Source organism: Brucella oryzae (assembly GCF_041929965.1).
Classification (GTDB): domain Bacteria; phylum Pseudomonadota; class Alphaproteobacteria; order Rhizobiales; family Rhizobiaceae; genus Brucella; species Brucella oryzae.
This window is the reverse complement of sequence record NZ_JBHEEO010000033.1, coordinates 1-18,442: the sequence shown is the minus strand read 5'-3', so window position 1 is coordinate 18,442 and position 18,442 is coordinate 1. Positions and strand designations below refer to the sequence as shown.

The following is an 18,442-nucleotide window of genomic DNA, read 5'->3' as shown; positions in this document are numbered from 1 at the left end:
GTCGAAGCGTGGTACGCTCGACCTGAATGGCACCAAGGTAAACCTGAAATCTACCAACGCATTCGGAATCCGACCGTCCCGCCAATAGCGTTGACGTTACCGATATGTCTCAAATTCGTATTGAAGCGTGCCTCACCATACAGTGAGTATTTATCATCGGCCCAGTTGAACGAACTGCCTGCACCAATACCACCATACAACGGGTAGTCCTTGCTTGAAAAAGTCGTTCCAGAGACATCAATTTTCGATTTACCCAGAAAATCATAGTAAAGATTGACGATACCATAGAGGTGAGCGCGAGCAGATCTTCCATTTTCGTCTTTCCATTCAGTATCCCTGCTAGCCGCAATACCCAGACGGCTGGTCAAGCTGTGACTGCTGCCTAGAGAAACATCAGCATCAAATGCATCCGTAAAGTCGTCAAACTCAACACCAGAATAAGCCAGTTGTATCTGCGGTGTCAGCGACCAATCTTCGCCGAAGTTTATTCGCTGACCGGTTTCTATACTGAAACTATAGCCTATGCCGTTATTGCTATTGACGAGGTCGCGTCTCGCAGTCGAGGAATATAGATCACTATCGTACCAAGTGATCTGTACTTGTCCATCTGCATAGAAGCCGTTCTCGCCATACCAGGTTAAAGTCGCACCTAGACCGACGCCAGTAATGTCAATGCTGCCCGCTCCATAGGGTGACCAGATACCGGAAGAAACGGTGCCATATTGTGCGAAAATACCACCCGTCAATTTTCCGGCATCGTTTTCTACAAACACACCATCGATACCTGTCTGAAGTTTCCATGTATTGGCATCGTAGTTTGCGCCGCTCGTCGAAGTCTCCGGATTGATTTTGGCATGTGCCGCGTCAATACGCGTCCAGATACCGTTGCTATCGGTGGTGCGTCCCGAATCTGCACCGGTGGTCGCTGCGTATTGTGTTGTAGCCCATACCCCATTGCCGATGCGTTGCTGGAGCGTTCCCAGCTTGCTCAGTTGCTGCATTGCCGCCGCATAGCTCTCATAGAGAGGTACGCCGGGCTGATAAAGCGGTGAAGCCGGCTCATTTGGGTTTTGCGTGTTCAGCAATGATGAGCGCAGATACCAGTTTCCATCGGTCGGATTGGAAACCCCGCCTTGCAGGAGACGATAACCATAGGCACCAGCTACGACGGCTTGTTCGCCATGGAAAAGATAGTCACCTTTGAGCTTGAATTCGCCATTGGATGTGCCAGCTACATCAATGATTCTGATACCTTCAACCGTCTGTCCTCCGAGGCCACCTCGATTAATCACGTTGACCTGTGTGGTGCCTGAGGTTGCACCATCAACCACCAGACGACTGGTTTTGGAGCTGTCATCGCCAAGGATTGCCGTAATATCGAGTTCGCCATTACTAGCAGTGTAATTACCTTGAACAGTGAGCGTACCTATCTCGTCCGATCCGGGTGCGATGATACCGCTATTGCTGGTGTCGCCCACCGTGCCGGTTCCACGCAGACGGCCTTGTTTACTCACGGAGAGGTTACCGCCAAGCACGCCTTTCACATCCAGCGTACCTGCATCAATACTTGCAGAGCCGGAATAGGCTCCGCTATCGGCAGTCAGTATTAACGTACCGCCACCTTTCTTCTTAAGTGCACCGGATCCGGAAAAGCTGCCTTTGAGGATGAGCTCGGTGTCAGCGTCCGCACGTACCTCACCGTCGCCCGTCATTGAGACCGAGCGCTCGCTTGTCATATCCGCAGTCGTATGCAGCGCACCGCCGTCAAATGAAATCCCACCTGAAACATCGCCAAGCGCCTTGTCCATTGCCACTTGCAATGTGCCGCCGGAGATTAAGGTGCCACCAATATAGCTGTTTGCTCCGGTCAGGATCAGCGTGCCAGCGTCGCTCTTGACCAGTTCGCTCGCTCCAGTCAAACTTGTACCGATCGTTGCGGTCATCATTTGGCCCGCTACGGTGCCGTCACCCACACGAATTACAGATTGCGGGCCGGTAAGCTTCAGATCATCACCTTCGACACGATAACCATCGACTGCAAACTGCATCCCGGAGGCCTCTACATTGCCAAGACTGTCATCTACAGTCACTGTGCCGGATGCGCCCGTAAAAATTGCATAAGAGCCGTTGGTGTAAGGTGCATTGATGTCACCGGTCGCGTCAGTCCAGTTGTTGTTGCCAGGGCTACCCTGCCATACGCCATCCCCGCCGTTGATCGTGCCGTCAAATTTTGGCCCTGCCGCTCCATCCCAATAGTTGAGCGTCAGTCCTGCGCCATTGACAAGATTGATCTGCCCCGCGACGGAAGTTTGTAGGAATATGCCATCTGTGACGGGCATCATCCCCAGTTCCAGACCGTTGTCGGTCAGTATGCCGCCATAGTTGATTACACGGTAGATGCCTGTGCCGAAAACACCGCCTGATGAGAGGGACACATTCAGTGTGCCGTCAAGCAGCAAATCGCCGCCAACATTGATGAGGTCGTTAAACGCCCCACCGGCAACATTCGCCTCACCGAATTGCATGTTGAGTGAAGATCCGTCTTCTAGAGAAAGAGAACCTTTAATGGTCAGCGTACTTGCAGCTCCTGTTGTGCTGCCGGGTTCAAGCGTTGCTCTATCTGCGATAGAAACATCGCCTCCAATAATACCAGCTCCTCCGAGCGTCGCGCCGCCAGCAACTGTTGTAGTGCCTTTAGCAAACGATTGGTCACCATTGACGAGCAGCGTACCGGAACTGACGGTCGTAGCCCCTCCGTAACTGTTGTTACCTCTCAATATCGTGGTGCCCGTGCCAGCTTGCGTCAATGTTCCATTACCCGAGATAACGCCATCAAGCGCCAGAGTGTCGGAACGCTTGGTGATGAGCCTACCATTATTGATAACATCACCTGTTAGATGGCCGGTCACGCCACCATTACCGAGCTGCAGTGTACCCTGGGTAATTCTCGTGCCGCCAGTATAAGTCGCATTGCTCAAAAGGAGCAGCGATCCCATGCCATCCTTGATGAGAGAACCGGTGCCGGTCATCGTACCACCGAGGGTCAATGCAGTTCCCGCATCGGTCTGGAAAGTGCCGGCTTGGTCCAGAGTCACATTACGGCTGGTGCTGATATCGGCTGTCGTGTGCAGACCTCCATTGTCGAATGACAGGGCGCCGGATACTGCGCCAAGATTGGTATCACTTGCAATTTGCAGCATTCCACCATTGATTGCGGTGCCCCCGGTGTAGCTGTTATTACCAGAAAGGATCAGCGTCCCCATGTCGGACTTCTGGAGCTGTGCCGCGCCGTTGAGATCGGAACTAATCGTGGCTGTAATGTCTTTCCCCGCAGCCGTGCCGTCGCCGACACGGATGACCGCAGCGGGAACGCCTGCCAGGTTAACGACGTCACCTTCTATCACGTAACCGTCAACAAGGAATTGCATACCCGATGCGTTGACCGCACCAAGGCTGCCATCAACAGTCACTGTGCCAGCGGCGCCCATAAACACTGCAAAAGCGCCATTATTGAACGGCGCATTGATCGCACCGGTATCTTCGGTCCAGTTATCATTGCCGGTATAGTTCTGCCAGAGACCGTTGCCACCCTCAATTATACCGTTATTTCTAGAGGTGCTCAGACCACCATCCCAATAGCGCAAAGTCATGCCTGCTTTATTGATCAGATTAACCTGACCGGGAACCGACGTCTGAATATAGAAATCAGGAGATGGCACATTGCCTAACACCAGCCCGTTATTTACAAGCGAGCCGTTATAGTTGATCACCCTGTAAACACCTGGATCAAAGCTGCCGCCAACCGAGGTCACGACGTTAAGTGTACCGCCAAGGGTAAGGTCGCCACCTACATTGATCAGATCGTTGAGGGGGCTACCTGGCACATTAGCCTTGCCGAAACTATAATTGAGGGTCGAACCGCCATCGAGCGCAAGATTGCCTGCAATCGTCAGTGTTCCAGCATCAATACCCAAATTGCCCGGATTGACAGCACCACCGTTATCGACAACGACATTACCGCCAATGATGCCGGTTCCGCCAAGCGCGCCGCCGGATTTAACGGTAACAAGACCGGTTGCCGCCGACTGATTGCCATTAATATAAAGGCTGCCAGCATTGATCGTAGTCGTTCCAGCATAACTGTTAGCGCCAGTCAGCACTGTTGCGCCTGAACCGCTATGGGTGATGAAGCCTGCACCTGAAATTGCGGCTGAAAACAGATAGCTGGCATCGTCATGGTTGAAGTTAATTCGGTTGCCTGCTGCAGCAAATGTGACCGAGCTTGCATCAAGCATACCCGCATGAACGGCTGCATTGCCTTCGCCTCCGCCGATATTGAGCATGGCATTGCCAGCCCCCAAGGCAAGTGTACCGCTGCCCGCGCTGACCACCCCGCCATCAGCAATGGTTATACTGCCTTTTGCTGTCGCATTGCTTGCAAGATTAAGAACCCCTTTCGTCTCGAAACGGGATCCTGCTCCGGTGACAAGCAAATCTGCTACGCCTGCTCCAGTTCCTGCTAGCGCAGCCGATCCGGCAGTTATCAGACCTCCATTGGATACTGTAAACGATCCGCGCATTGCCTGCAGCGCATTCGGAACTACCCATTCAGAACTTTTGCCTGAAACGGTGATCGTCCCGCTTCCCGTTGGCGAAAAGCCGACGCGAATACCACTGGCACCACCGGAAACCAGCCTGCCGCCATCAAGAACATTGACAATACCGGTGCCGCTGGCTCCAATCGATTGTAGGATATTGCCATTTGTCGTTACCTGCGAACCGGGTCCGATAACATTGAGAGTGCCGTTGCTTCCACCGACGCTGTAGCCAAGGGTTAGTGTGCCAAAGTTGGCCGAAGCGCCATTCTTTACCGTCAGCGTGCCAGCTCCCCGATAACCGACATAGGACGTGCCATTCAAGCCGGTCGTCAAATTGGCATTGGCACCATCAATGGTCATTTCGGCAGAAATGCCAGCGGTGTCGGCCATCATCAAGGCGGATGTGCCGACGATCCGGCCGTTCAGCACCATCTTTCCCATATCTATATAAGTCTGACCGCTATAGTTACTGTTGCCAGTCACGTTCAGCACGCCAGTGCCACTCTGGCGCAGCGCTCCACTGCCGGAGATCGCTCCCGTATAGAGAAGATCGTCGGCACGACTGAAAATTAGCGCGCCATTGTTAGCGATATTGCCGGTGATACTGCCTTTCGTCCCGCCATTACCTATCTGGAGTGTACCCGCAGCGATCGTTGTGCCGCCGAGATGAATTGCGTCACTCAACAGGAGCAGCGAACCCGCACCACTCTTGATAAACGATCCGCCTCCGCTTACCCCGCCATTCAAGGTCAGTGTCGTGGCGGCATCCGTACTCATCGTACCAACGCCTGCCAGCGTTACTGCCCGATTGTTAACCATATTGGCAGTGGTATTAAGTGTACCGCCGTTAAAGCTCAACCCACCCGAAATGGCGCCAAGGCTGGCATCATTTGAGATCTGCAGCGTTCCACCATTAATCGCTGTTCCTTCAGTATAAGTATTATTTCCCGTCAAAACCAATGTACCGGCATCAGTTTTAACAAGTCTCGCCGTTCCTGAAAGATCGGAGGCAATTGTGGCCACAATACCTGCACCGGCAGCGGTACCATCACCCAAGCGAATAATCGATTCCGGGTCTGTCAGTTCAACAGAGCCGCCCTGAATGCGGTAGCCATTCGTTGCAAACTGCATCCCGGACACAGTAACCTGTCCAAGACTATTATCGACCGTAACTGTTCCCGCCGTTCCCGCGAAAATCGCGAAAGTGCCGTCACTATAGCCGGCGTTGACCAATCCGTTCGATTCTGTCCAGTTGTCGTTGCCAGTGCCGTTCTGCCAGCTGCCGCTGCCGCCATCAACGACACCATTGAACTTGGGGCCGGCGTTGCCGTCCCAAAAGCTGAAATTCGATCCGCCCGCCAGAAGATTGATTTGGCCCGTGATAGATGTCTGTATGGCGCCAGAGCCGCTTGGCAACACACCAATGTTCAGTCCATTATCGGTCAAGCTGCCGGAATAGTTGATGATGCGATAAATACCCGGTCCGAAGCTGCTGCCTGGGGTTTGCGAGACATTAAGCGTTCCGTCGAGTATCAGGTTCCCCTTGACTTCAATCAGATCGTTCATCGTCCCGCCGGGCGTACCCGCTTGCCCGAATTCCAAAGCAAGCGTTGACAAAGCATCAAGGGAAAGATTGCCATTGATCGTGAGTGTGCCCGCACTGCCGTTGCCAGGCGTGAGCGTACCGCCGCTGACGATCACATCACCGCCGACAACTCCGTTGCCGCCAAGTGCTCCGCCTGAATGAACAGTCGTAACACCGTTTGCTGCAGACTGGTTGCCATTGATGAGCAAGGTACCAGAATTGACATTGGTGGTACCGGTATAACTGTTGCTACCGGTCAGGACTGTCGTACCCGAGCCTATCTGGCGGATGTCACCGGCACCCGATATCAGGCCGCCATAATTGTAAATGTCGGAACGATTGAAAGCGAATATCCCGCTATCAACGATAAGGTCACTGACTATTGAGCCCGTTATGCCACCATTGCCCAGCACCAGCATACCGTCGTTAACAACGGTCGTGCCGGTAAAACTATTATTACCAGTCAGCACCCAGGTGCCGCTATCGTTTTTGGCAAACTTGGTTTTACCGTTTCCCGCATCACCGATTGAACCGGCAAGCGTGTTGCTGCCCGCGTTCGTGCCGCCCAATGCAATAGTGCGCTCCTGATTGTTATCAGCGAGCGTCAGCGGTCCGGTGTCAGTAAAAATAACTGCGCCGGCACCGGATGATTCAATGTATATTGTACCTGCTGAAAGCGTAAAACGACGGTTGGTGGTATCGCCGGATCCGACGTAGCGCAGTGTCGAGCCATCACCTATGATCAGATTTGATGCCGCCGCTGACGATGCGCCAAGACTTGAGGCAAGTCCGCCATCCGCCAGCTTATCGACCCCCAATACACCACCACTGATCGTCGTGACGCCTGTATAGGTACTGTCCGGATTGGTCAGAATCCATGTGCCGGTTCCGGTCTTGTTCAGCGAGGTTACGCCAGTGCCATTATTGGTCAGTTGCGCCGCCAGCTTGTTGCCGTCTGAGTTGGTGCCGGTCAGTGTGAGCGTTTGCGTGGCGTTGCTCGATGCAAAAGTCAACGGCGCATTGTTGGTAAAGCTGATTGCGCCAGTGCCCGAAGCATCCAGCAGATTGTCGCCAGATGCCCCCAGCGTGAATTGACGATTGGTACTGCTGCCAGAGCCTACATAGCGCAGCGTACCACCATTAAGGACAAGGCTGCCTGCTGCTGAGCTGGAAGCACCGATCGAGCTGGCAATACCGCCGTCGTTAAGGCAGTCGGTCTCGATCACGCCTTTGTTGATCGTAGTGCTGCCAGTATAAGTGCTGTTGCAGCCGCTTAGCCTCTGCGTATAGGTACCACTCTTGATCAGGCTTCCGCTGCCGTTGATCGCGCCACTATAATTTGCGGTCCCCGAGCTGTTGGCGGTCAATGTCGCTGTGGCCCCACCGAGTTCAATATCTCCACCCAGATTGCCCCCACCGACAAGGGTACGAATATTTGTGTCCAGACCTGCCAGATCCAGTATTGCACCCGCAACGTTGGTCAGGGTCATATCGCCGCCGCCGAAAGCGTTCGATGATCCTGCTCGCAAAATACCGGCGGATACTAATGTGCCCCCGGTATAAGTATTGGATCCGGCGAGCACCAGCGTTCCCGCACCACTCTTTTCCAGCCCTCCGCCTCCGACGATCTGGCCGGAGAATTTCAAGGCAGTCGCTGCCTTGGCAACATTGATGGCACTTCGGCTTGATTGCAGCGTAAAGCCCCGGTCAGTAGTGACGCTCGCGCCGGTATAGCCTAGTGTGCCGCCACTAAAAACGAGATTGGCTGATGCATTGCCCGATGCGCCAATAGCACTGGCCTGGCCACCATTGGCAAGACAATCAATGGTCAGTGCGCTGCCGGCAATGGTCGTCTTGCCGGTATAATCGTTGTTGCATCCGTTGATAACCTGCGTCCACGAACCGGTTCGCGTAAAGCCGCCTGTACCCGTAATTTTTCCGGTAAAGGCGTTGGCAGAGCCTCCCGACGAAGTAAGTGTCTTATCGCCAAGATCGACAATGCCGCTGCCCAGCAATCCGGCTACGGTAATATTATAGCCACCCAGCTCCAGTGTTCCGCCGGCATTGACGGTCATAAAGCTTGGCTGATTGCCGAATGCCGCGGCTGAACCAGCGCGCAATATGCCGCCATTCACAATGGTACCGCCAGTATAGCTGTTGGCACCGGCAAGCACCAATGTACCATTCCCCTCTTTACGCATACTTCCGCTACCGGTCGCTGTCCCCCCCATAGTAAGGGTCGCATCCGTGTCGTTCACGCCAATCCCACCGCCTGCGCCGAGGGTGAAACCACGGTCGCTACTGGCCGTAGAACCAAGATAATCCAGAATTCCTCCAGCAAGCACGAGATTTGCAGCATCATTGCTTGAACGACCAATGCTGCTGGCAAAACCACCATTGGCAAGTGTGCTGACAGCAAGTCTGCCGTCACTGACTGTGGTTACGCCGACATAGTCGTTATTGCTGGCAGATAAGGTCAGGGTACCCGCACCCGTCTTTGTGAAACCAGCCTCATCAGGACTTGTAATCCGGCCACCGAAATCTACTTCCGTACTAGAGCTGGTGACCTCGATCACCCGTGACGGACCACCATTGATGAGTGTGAAACCTCTATTGGTTGACGCACTCGCACCAGTGTAACGCAGCGTTCCGCTTTCAAGCAGGAAGTTGGAGGAGTCGGCCGCTGATTTGCCGATGCTGCTGGCCTGCCCCCCATTGGCAACTGTATTGATCGAGAGCGTGCCCCCGCTCAAAGTCGTGACGCCCGTATAGTTATTAGCCCCCGTCAGTGTGACGACACCATTACCACCCTTGGTAAAGCCGATGGCGTCGCCATTATCGGTGATTGTCGAGGCAATGGTAAAATTGCCGCCGCCGTTCTGCTGTATCCCAAGTACGCCGCCACCGAGGCTGCCGGTAAGAAAGCCGCCAGTGATCGTCTGACTGTTATTGCCGACGGTGGCCGCAACAATGATTGTGCCGTCGATACCGAGTGTCTGATCTGACGTGATGTGGACTGTTGAGGCCGCAGCCTGGGTATAACGCAAGCCACCCAGCTGGACGCTGCCGTTTACCGTGTTATAGAAGCTGCCAGTATGACCATCGTCATCGGTGACGAATTGTCCGCCTACCCACAGGCTGGAATTATCCTGTTTCGTATAATCAGACGCAATGAAGGCTGTGATGTTACCGTCAACAACTTTGGCATAGTCGGTACCGTTCACTGTAGCCCAGCCACCAAGCGTCGTATTGGTAGTGGTGATATTGCCATTGGTGGGCAAGTTAAAGTCTATCAGTCCGCCGGTCCGGGAAATCGCTCCCAGATTGAGCGTCAGACTGCCGCCAGCACCTGATGTTGCCGCAATACGATTGCTGCCAGCATTGACATTCAAACCATTGAGGCTCTGACTGCTCGCTGTCGTTCCGCCGAGGATGGCGAGCGTGCCTCCTGCCATGTTCAAAGTCGACAAGGCGGAAATTATATTGCTGGCAGGGGCACCGGATGCCGTGAAATCGAGAGTGAGGCCACCACCACTCAACGAAGTGCTGCCTGAATAGCTATTCTGGCCGCTAAGCGTCAAAGTACCCGCGCCCGTTTTCAATAATCCGCCACTGCCGGTTATCAGTCCCGCATAATTCGTCTTGGTAACGGTATCGAGAGTGAGTGTTGCTGTGCCAAGTGCAATGGTTCCTCCGGCACCCGATAAAGCCGATGTCGTCAGGTCGTAGCTATTAAGGTCAAGCGTGCCGGCGTTCACCGTCACGCCGCTGGTTGTGCCAAACGCCGAGGCATGTCCTGCGCGCAAAGTGCCGCCATCGACCACGATTGCACCGCTGCGTGTATTGGCTCCGGTGAGCGTCCATGTTCCCGATCCACGGCTTGCCAGCGTACCACTACCTGAGATTATGCCGGATAATGTATTGACACCGCTATAGCTGCTATCCAGTGTCAAGCCGTTATAATTGCCCGCTGCGAATTGCACAGTGCCACTGAGTGTGAGTTCACCAGTACCATCATTTGATATCACACCGCCAATCCCGCCCGCTGATGCGGCCGGACCGATTGTCCAGTTGCGGTTGCTGCTGGAGGCCACTCCCCTATAACTGAGAACGCTGCCGTTGAGCAGGCTGATACCGCCTGCCGTACCGGTACCCAACGAGCTGGCGGTCCCGGCATCCGTCAATGAACCTATATGCAAGGTTACCGGTCCCGTTATGCCCAGCGAGGAATTGGCACTGCCTATGACAGTTTCGCCAGCATAAGTATTGAAATTACCAAGCGTGACGGTCCGGCCATTGCCGCCACCACTGAATGTGATCGCGTCATTGTTTGCCCGGTTAATCGTTCCCAGCAATTCCAGGTCGGCGTCCTGGGCCACGAAAAACATGAATTTGCCGACATTATTCTGGACGGCGATATCTCCTGTAAGGGTTAGCGTGCCAGTACCATTGTTGTAGAATACTGTGCCGGTCGTGCCCCCGGAGCTTGTAAATTCCCAATTCCTGTTTGAACTGTTACCGGTACCCGTATAGTGCAGCTTATCTGAATACTGGTTCTGGGCTGTAAAGCGGATTATGTCACCCGCGCCAAGCGCGCTTGCTTCGCCAATATTGCGCACGGAAGTAAAATAAGCATCGCCATCAACCAAAAAGCTCATCTGGCCGGTAAAGTCATTGGCATTATTATCAAGCTTGACATTTTGTCTGGCAAGAAGACCGCCAGCCCCGGTAAAGTGCGCGGACCCGACACCCGCACCGCTGACCTCCACAGAGCCACCCATCAAGTTTACGACGCGACCAGGAGCCAGCGCACCAGATGACGTCAGTACTGTACCGTCCGACATTACCAAATGGTTGGCCGCAGCGCCAAGAGCAGCATCGCCATTGAGAGCGAGCGTTCCCCCTTCAACACTAATCGTGCCTGTGAACGTGTTCACACCGTTGAGTTCAACGGTACCGGCCAGCGTCTTGGTAAAACCCGATGTTCCTGTAATAACTGAATTGATCGTGACTCCTGTACTGCTGCCGATGCTCGCAATAGTAGGTTTGGCTCCTGCAAGGGTCAGCGTACCACCATTAAGGATATAACCTGGCGTTTCAAAAAAGAGACTAGCAGCGGTAATGGGCGCTTCCAAAGTCACAGTACCGCTGCTTGCGCCGCCAAAATAGGCGCTGTCTAACGCATTGTTGTTCCAAGCTGAAAAAGGCCCGCTGACGCCGTCATTACCGGGGCTCCAAAAAGCTGAGGTCAAATTCCAGACGCCTGTCCCCCCGCGACCTACAGCGGTACCGTTTGGATCCCAATATCTGTCTGCAGAAGCAGCTGAGTTGACGGTTAGCCCCGCAATTGCCGAGACCGCAAAAATACCAGTTACAAGCCGGCTAATGTTCTCCATAACGTTAGGGGCATAGCTTGCTGCCTGACCTTTCCACTTGGTCATGCGCCCGCCTCTGAGCACTCGTGAATGACGTTTGAAGTTCTGCGAAGTTTTCTTGCTCGATTTCTCCTGAAAGTGCCCCGTTACGAAATCTTGCATGTCCGCGCAACCCTTCCCTCAACGCAATGATATATAGCGTTGGTCTTGACATCGATGTTATACGAAACGGGCTGTAGTCCCCCGCGAACCAATACATGGCCCAAATGGAAGAAAACCATAACTGGTTGAAATTCACTTCACCCTCACGGGTGAGTTTCTGGACATTAAAAGCGATTATGCACATTGTGCCGGCGCGAATCGGGGAATGACGGGGGAAAGTAATGGATGGCCAGCTCAGTAAGCTTGTTTATGCGGCAATGCTTGGTGAGGAGACCTGGGAACATTTTCTCGGAAAACTCGCATCAAATCTACCTGACGGCACAGCAGCATTAGTGACTCATGACATACGTAACGATGAAGGGTATGGGCTTTTTGCAGGCTTTGAAGAAACAACTAAAGAATTATATAATTCGTATTATGGAAAACTGAATCCGCTACAACCACTTCTTTTCTCAAAACCAATCGGGTTCACTGGTTATGACTTCGACCTGATTTCGCAAGATAATCTGAGAAGAACCGAATTTTATAATGATTTTCTTGTTCCGCAGCGAATGAAGCGAACGGCAGGTGTCAAGTTCGCAAAATCTCGCAACCAGTCCTTCACACTTGTAATTAGCTGGAACAATGACCCGATTGAACCTTCGCGTATTGAGAAAACCGTATTAAGTTTAGCCAGCTTATCGCCGCACTTGAAGCGAGCTTTTGATTTTTATCAACGAGAAAAAAGATCCCAATTCAATTCTTCTTCATTAATGGATACAGTCAATATCGGGGCATTGGTTCTTGATCGAGAGTATCGGCCCAGAATAATCTCAATGGTTGCTTCTGAGATGATTGAGAACATTTCGCCCCTGCGAACTCTGGCGGATGGCAAAATTCGCTTCCGGCAAAGCGAAATCCAGGCCGCGAGTGATCTCATGTTGAAACGAAGCTATGATGGACCAGAAATACTTGATTTTTATTCCCATGGTACAAAATTAACTCTCATTCATCTAAAGAAAGAGCGGCACTTTCTATATTTTGAAGGTCCCCATATCATTGTCTTGCTTAAGCAGTTCAAAGCAAGATCAACCCATTATGATCAAAAACTGTTTGGTGCTGCCTTCAAGCTTTCTCGCGGCGAAATGCGCGCGCTCGCTGGAATAGTTGACGGTCAGTCGATAAATGAAATCGCTCTTGAAGCAGATCGATCGAAAGAGACTATAAGATCTCAATTCAAGAGTCTCTATTCCAAAACCGGCACTAGAGGTGAAGCGGATATACTGAGGCTTCTCCACCGGGGATGGCAGCACCTGACATTGACTTGAAGATCACTTGCTTAAGGATCAACCCAAGCGCCCCGGCGAGGCAGATTGATGACCGCTGGGATCGCAAAACTGCGATGTCTACTCAAATGAACGTTCTGTGGACTCCTGCGGGATGAGAATTGATACGGTAGCGCCACCACCCGGTCGATTGCTGCGTTCAAGTTTTCCGCCGTGGGCCGCTGCGATCGCTTGTACGACAGACAGGCCAAGCCCAGTTCCACCCGTAGCTCTTGAACGAGACGTATCTCCACGCCAGAACGGATTGGCGCTTACTTCGCCCATATTTTCAGGAAAGCCGGGCCCGTGATCATGGATATGGATCGCGATAAAGCCGTCCGCAACCAATTCCGTTTGGCATCGCAATATTCCGCCGCTCGCAGCATAACGACAGACATTTTCCAGAAGCGCGAGTATGGCCTGCCGAATGCGCTGACAATCGGCGGTCGCCTCCATAGAAATCAGTTCTTTTTCGACTGCCAGCCTACTTGCATCGAGCATAGGTTTGGCTGCGTCGAGCACGGCATTCACCAGCTCGGCCAGTTCAAAACGCTCGCAGTCCATAACAAGCTTTTGTCCTATCGCTAGCGACAAGGTACGCAAGTCTTCGACAAGTCGAGATAGCCCCTCCACCTGGAGCAAGAGACTCGCTACTGTTTTCGTATCCAATGGAAATACGCCGTCCACCATGCCCTGCATCGAACCGCGCAATATGGTGAGCGGTGTGCGCAATTCATGCGCCACAGCCATATTGTTGAACCGCAACCTCTCCTCCATGGTTTCAAGGCTCGTCGCCAGCGCATTGAAGCTCTCAATGAGGCTTTTGACCTCCACCGTACTGGTATGCGATTCTTCGAGCCGGACAGAAAAATCTCCAGATTTCAGTCCTTCGGCGACCAGAGTTAGCTGCTCCAGAGGTCGTGCGACCCTCCTCGCCAAGTATATCCCGATGATGCTGCAAATGAGCGCGGAAACCAGTCCGCAAACGAGTACGGAAAGATAGAGTTGAAAATCGACCGGATCGGAAAGGTTATCGAGGTGGTCAAACAATTCTTTTATCGCTGCCGGTTCCGGTACGATACCGGAATTCATATCGCGATAGGCCTGAGCCGCATTGGTGGGCAGGCTTCTGACCACGCCCTCTTCTAGATAGGCAGCGTAAGAGGTCACGCCCAGATAAGCCAGACCAACGCTGAGCAGAAGCATAGCAGCGATTATGATAGCAGTCAGAGTGGCAAGCGGGAGCGTCGGTACTTTCATTTGGGGTCTGCCAGACGATAACCGATGCCACGGACTGCGGGAAAGAAATCTTTCTGTCCAAACGCTTCAAGCTTCTTTCGCAAGTTGGATATATGGGTGTCCACTGTGCGAACCAGCGCGTCGCTTTCCGGCAGGCAGGCGTCAAGAATATCAGCGCGGTCGAAGGCGTGTGTTGGACGGCGAACCATATAAGCGAGAATTCTAAATTCGCTCAGGGTGAGCTGGAGAGCAACACGTTCTCCGTCACGGTTGACGAACGCGGAATAAGCATTGAAATCGACCTCTATCGTTCCGAACCGTCGTAGGCTCTCCTGTTGATCTCCTTTTGTACGGCGCAGCACCGCCTTGACCCGGGCAACCACCTCCTGTGGATTGAACGGTTTAACAACATAATCATCCGCCCCGAGACGAAGGCCGCTGAGCCGGTCGATGTCTTCGGCCAGCGCTGTCACCATGATAACCGGCGTATTTCTGGTCTGCCGCAGGCGTGCCAGTACGGCAAACCCGTCAAGTTTGGGAATGCGAACATCAAGCAGAACAATATCCGGCGACAGCAAGGCGTGATGTTGCAGTGCCGTTTCTCCATCAGTTGCCCGCACCGTGCGATAGCCTTCCCGCACTAGGTAAGCGTCCAGGATCTGCGCAATTTCCGGCTCATCCTCCACAATAAGAACGAGACTGTTGTCCAAGAGCGGCTCCGAATTTTCTTGAGGTCGTTTATCTACACCTGGGTGAAATCAGCGCGGACTATGACCGGCAATTCATCAACGTGCAATTTCCAAACAGTATGTGCACCGTTCAGAGACCGATTTTGGACACAGTGCTGGTTCGATCTTCGCAAAGTCTTGATGATCGGACCTCAAATCGCAGTCGTTCAACTCTTCCGAGGTGTCGACATGCAAGAAACCGCCCTAGGCTCCAACGCTTCCCATTCGGCGACCAACGTTCTCAAACGTTATGAACCAGTTTCATGGACAACGCAGCTGCTGGTCATGTCCATCCTAGCTGTAAGTTTCATCTTCGTGGTGTTCCCGTCAGCCGATCTGGCCATTTCACGCTTCTTTGCGAACGGACACAGCTTCCCGCTGTCTGAAAATCTATTTCTGAAGGCTGTCCGGGATATAAATCGACAGGGCCTGATCTATCTTCTGCTGTTCATGCTGTTCACAATAGGCCTTCATGCGGTTCTGCCACGTAAATACGCGTTCTGCCCACCGCACAAAGCTCTCTTTGTGCTCTTGAGTTTTTTGCTCGGTCCGTTGATTACGGTACAGTTGCTGAAAAACCTCATCGGGCGGGCCCGTCCGCGCGATATTGTAGAATTCGGTGGAACAGCTGATTTCTCTCCGGTATGGCAATATGCAGCCGCCTGCAGACACAGTTGCTCCTTTCCTTCTGGTGAAGCTGCTGTCGCCGTTGCCACCCTGTCGTTGATCGTCTTCGTGCCTGTGCAATGGCGATCCCCCGCAACTGTTATTGCCGTTCCGATCCTGTTCTTCGTTTCCTTCAACCGGGTTCTCTTCGGCGCGCATTTTCTATCAGACGTCATTGTTGCCTGGGGCTTGATCCTATGTCTGATGATGTGGCTCTGGCAAAGAATTTCCAGTCGAGCTGCGGCGATCGACGACAGTGTGAGATGTTTCGGCGCGCACTTTTCCTTCAGCCCCACGGCTCGCCGAGTACACGACAATTCTTCATGCGACCTTGACAAAGCCAAGGAAAAGTCCGGCGCACGCCCTCCCTACAGCAGCGGACAATGATCATGCTGGCAGAACAAATTACCCATCCAACATCTGCCGCAAGGCAGCTTCAACGAAGTTCGTCCAAAAATAACGATGCAAGTATCCAAAATATACCCCTGAAGCATCTGGCTGCCTCACATTCAATGTCGCGGCAGATAATCAGTATTGCTTCACGGCTGAAGTTCCGCAAAACTCTGGCTTTTCTGTTGAGAAGCGTTCTGTCGCCGTGGCTGACTTTTCGCTGGTTTCGGTTCCTTGGCGACTTTACGGAACAGCATACTTTCGCTCCGCCTCATGATGATCTTGTCCGGAAATCCCTGTCATCCTTCCTCGTGCACCGCATGGCATGGCGAACTCGGCTCAATATTCTCACCCAGCATTTCGATCTGGCGCGCCAGTTAATGTGCCCGCATGTGTTGCAGGCGCTTTGGCGTGGTGAAATGATTGAGCTTGGAACAGTTTGCGGCAGAGACCATCATTATCGCCTCCAATTACTACTTTCCGATCATTGCGGCAGTCGACACGAAGGCGTGTTTACCGTGCGTCTGGTGCAAGCAACGGATCAGACACTTCTGTGCATGGCAAGCTTCGTATTTGTGCGTCGTCCGAGCGATTCATACAGTATCATTATCGGTGGGCTGCAGGGATCGGCCAACGCAGATGCCAAACGCGCGATAATTTCTGCAACCCGTGATCTCGGCGGTCTGCGACCGAAAGATGCAATCATGTTGGTGCTGAAAGGGTTCGCGGCGCATAGCGTCACGACTTATTTGATTGCTGTCAGCAACTCCACCCATGTCATCAATCACCGTGCCTCAAAGCGCCGCAAGATGAAATTACCCGATCTGGACGCATATTGGCTTGACCGCGGCGGGGTCCCTTTCCCTCCCTTCGGCTTCCGAATTTCGGTTGATCCAATGATTACCGACGGGAATGGCAGTCGGCGCAGCAATGCAAAAGTTGCTTTTTGGAAAATTGGGGCGAACCTGATCATCCCCACGAGCCGCAATCGGAAACTCCGTGATGAAAAACCAAAATTCTAAATCCGCTATCCTTACGGCATTTCCCGATGACGGCCGAATTTTCCGACAAACAATGCAGCGGAACGCGCGTTGCGGGGGACTCTTGGTCGCAAATCATGGCGCTTCGCCGGACTGAACCACAGCGCCGATCATGCGGTCTTCATGAGCATGCTGATCATAAGAGCAAAGTTTAATGATCTCGATCCCCGGGCATGGCTTGCGGACGTTTTTCGTCCGCAGCGCCGACACAAGGATTACCAAACTGGAACAGTCACTTCCATGGAATTTGGCATTACTCATATTCGATGTTCAGACGGTATAGTCTGTGGCCTTCGCCGTATGCTTACAGTTTTCCCTCACCATCTTACCCTTACCCCTGCGGTTGCCTTGATTTGATAGCTGTTTGCGAAATGGTTGAGGGCTGTGTTGATGGCTCCTTCGCCGTAGATGGCATATTTGTCATCGGCCCATGTATAGGTTCCGCCTGCGCCGACACCGGCCCATGTGCGGTCCTTGCCGGTGGCGAAGCTGACATCCGCGACATCGACCGGCGCGCTGCCCATGAACTCCTGATAGAGATTGGCGATACCGTAGATGTTCATGCGGGTAAGCTGTCCATCGGCGTCATGCCAGGCATTGCGGTAATCGGCCGAAAGCCCGATGCGGGCCGTCAGGCTGTCGGTATTGTGCAGGCCGACACGCGCTTCCCACGCGTCGCGGAAGCTGGCGGATGACACCGACGACCACATGAGCTGCGCCTGCGGCGTCAGCGACCAGTTGTCATCGAGGGCGATGCGCTGGCCGGTTTCTGCACTCAATGCATAGCCAAAGCCGCGCCGGCCGCTGGCAAGGCTTTTGTTGGCCGTAGCGGAATAAAGGTCGTTGTCGTACCAGACGGCCTGTGCCTGTGTGTCGAGATAAAAGCCATTGTCGCCATACCAGGTCAACGTCGCCCCAAGCCCCCAGCCCTGCGTGTCGATTGTGCCATCGCCATGCAGGGAAGAGACCTTGCTGTGCGCCTTGCCGTAAAGGCCGGTGATGCCGCCCAGCAGGCGACCGTCGGCTGCGTCCAGCAGCAGGCCGTCGAGACCGGCCTGCATAAGCGTGGTGTTCATGCTCTGGCGCATGCCGGTTGCCGAGCCGGACGGTTCCAGCCGGTTGTGCGCCCCTTCGATGCGCCCCCATATGCCGTGCTGGTCTATGGCCGTGCCAGCTTCGCTTGCCGGCACGAGTGGCGTGCCGATTGCATCCGCTCCCTGTTCGATGACCGGGTTGGCTGCACCGCCCCAGGAACGATTGCCCACACGCTGCTGCAGGGTCGGCAAGGTGTTGAGCGCCTGCATGCTGGCTGCATAGGCCTCATAAAGGGGCACACCGGGATTGTAGTGCGGTGG

General features: G+C 53.5%; 7 protein-coding genes and 1 pseudogene. 4 read left to right on the top strand and 4 right to left on the bottom strand.

Translation table 11 applies throughout. The annotated features are described in order from the left end of the window. Positions 1 to 50 precede the first annotated feature (50 nt). Positions 51 to 11,624 carry an autotransporter-associated beta strand repeat-containing protein gene (locus JNC70_RS21275; protein ID WP_167394097.1) on the bottom strand — a complete coding sequence of 3,858 codons (11,574 nt, stop codon included), beginning with the start codon at positions 11,622 to 11,624 and terminating at the stop codon, positions 51 to 53. A 317-nt stretch (positions 11,625 to 11,941) separates the two neighbouring features. Between JNC70_RS21275 and JNC70_RS21270 the strand changes: the two genes are divergently transcribed. Next, the gene (locus JNC70_RS21270; RefSeq protein WP_104757205.1) at positions 11,942 to 13,027 is read left to right on the top strand and encodes a helix-turn-helix transcriptional regulator; all 1,086 of its coding nucleotides are present in this window, start codon (positions 11,942 to 11,944) and stop codon (positions 13,025 to 13,027) included. 78 nt (positions 13,028 to 13,105) lie between these two features. Here JNC70_RS21270 and JNC70_RS21265 read toward each other — a convergent pair whose 3' ends face one another. Together JNC70_RS21265 and JNC70_RS21260 are read right to left on the bottom strand one after the other, a co-directional pair. Further along, the gene (locus JNC70_RS21265) at positions 13,106 to 14,284 is read right to left on the bottom strand and encodes an ATP-binding protein (protein WP_104757204.1); all 1,179 of its coding nucleotides are present in this window, start codon (positions 14,282 to 14,284) and stop codon (positions 13,106 to 13,108) included. Next, on the bottom strand, positions 14,281 to 14,973 hold the full coding sequence (locus JNC70_RS21260) for a response regulator (protein ID WP_104757203.1): 693 nt from the start codon (positions 14,971 to 14,973) through the stop codon (positions 14,281 to 14,283). Before JNC70_RS21260 ends, JNC70_RS21265 begins: the two co-directional genes overlap by 4 nt. 207 nt (positions 14,974 to 15,180) lie before the next feature. Between JNC70_RS21260 and JNC70_RS21255 the strand changes: the two genes are divergently transcribed. From JNC70_RS21255 to JNC70_RS21245, 3 genes and pseudogenes are all read left to right on the top strand, one after another. Further along, positions 15,181 to 16,044 carry a phosphatase PAP2 family protein gene (locus JNC70_RS21255; protein WP_104757220.1) on the top strand — a complete coding sequence of 288 codons (864 nt, stop codon included), beginning with the start codon at positions 15,181 to 15,183 and terminating at the stop codon, positions 16,042 to 16,044. A 2-nt stretch (positions 16,045 to 16,046) separates the two neighbouring features. Continuing rightward, entirely contained in the window at positions 16,047 to 17,069 is a 1,023-nt protein-coding gene (locus tag JNC70_RS21250) for a DUF535 family protein (RefSeq protein ID WP_374788937.1), read from the top strand. Then, positions 17,017 to 17,370, top strand: a pseudogene (locus JNC70_RS21245) (transposase domain-containing protein); the annotation flags it as partial. The gene JNC70_RS21250 and the pseudogene JNC70_RS21245, both read left to right, overlap by 53 nt. Before the next feature lie 34 nt (positions 17,371 to 17,404). Here the strand turns inward: JNC70_RS21245 and JNC70_RS21240 are convergent. Continuing rightward, positions 17,405 to 18,442: autotransporter family protein (locus tag JNC70_RS21240; protein WP_374788936.1), on the bottom strand; the 1,038-nt coding region annotated here is incomplete at its 5' end.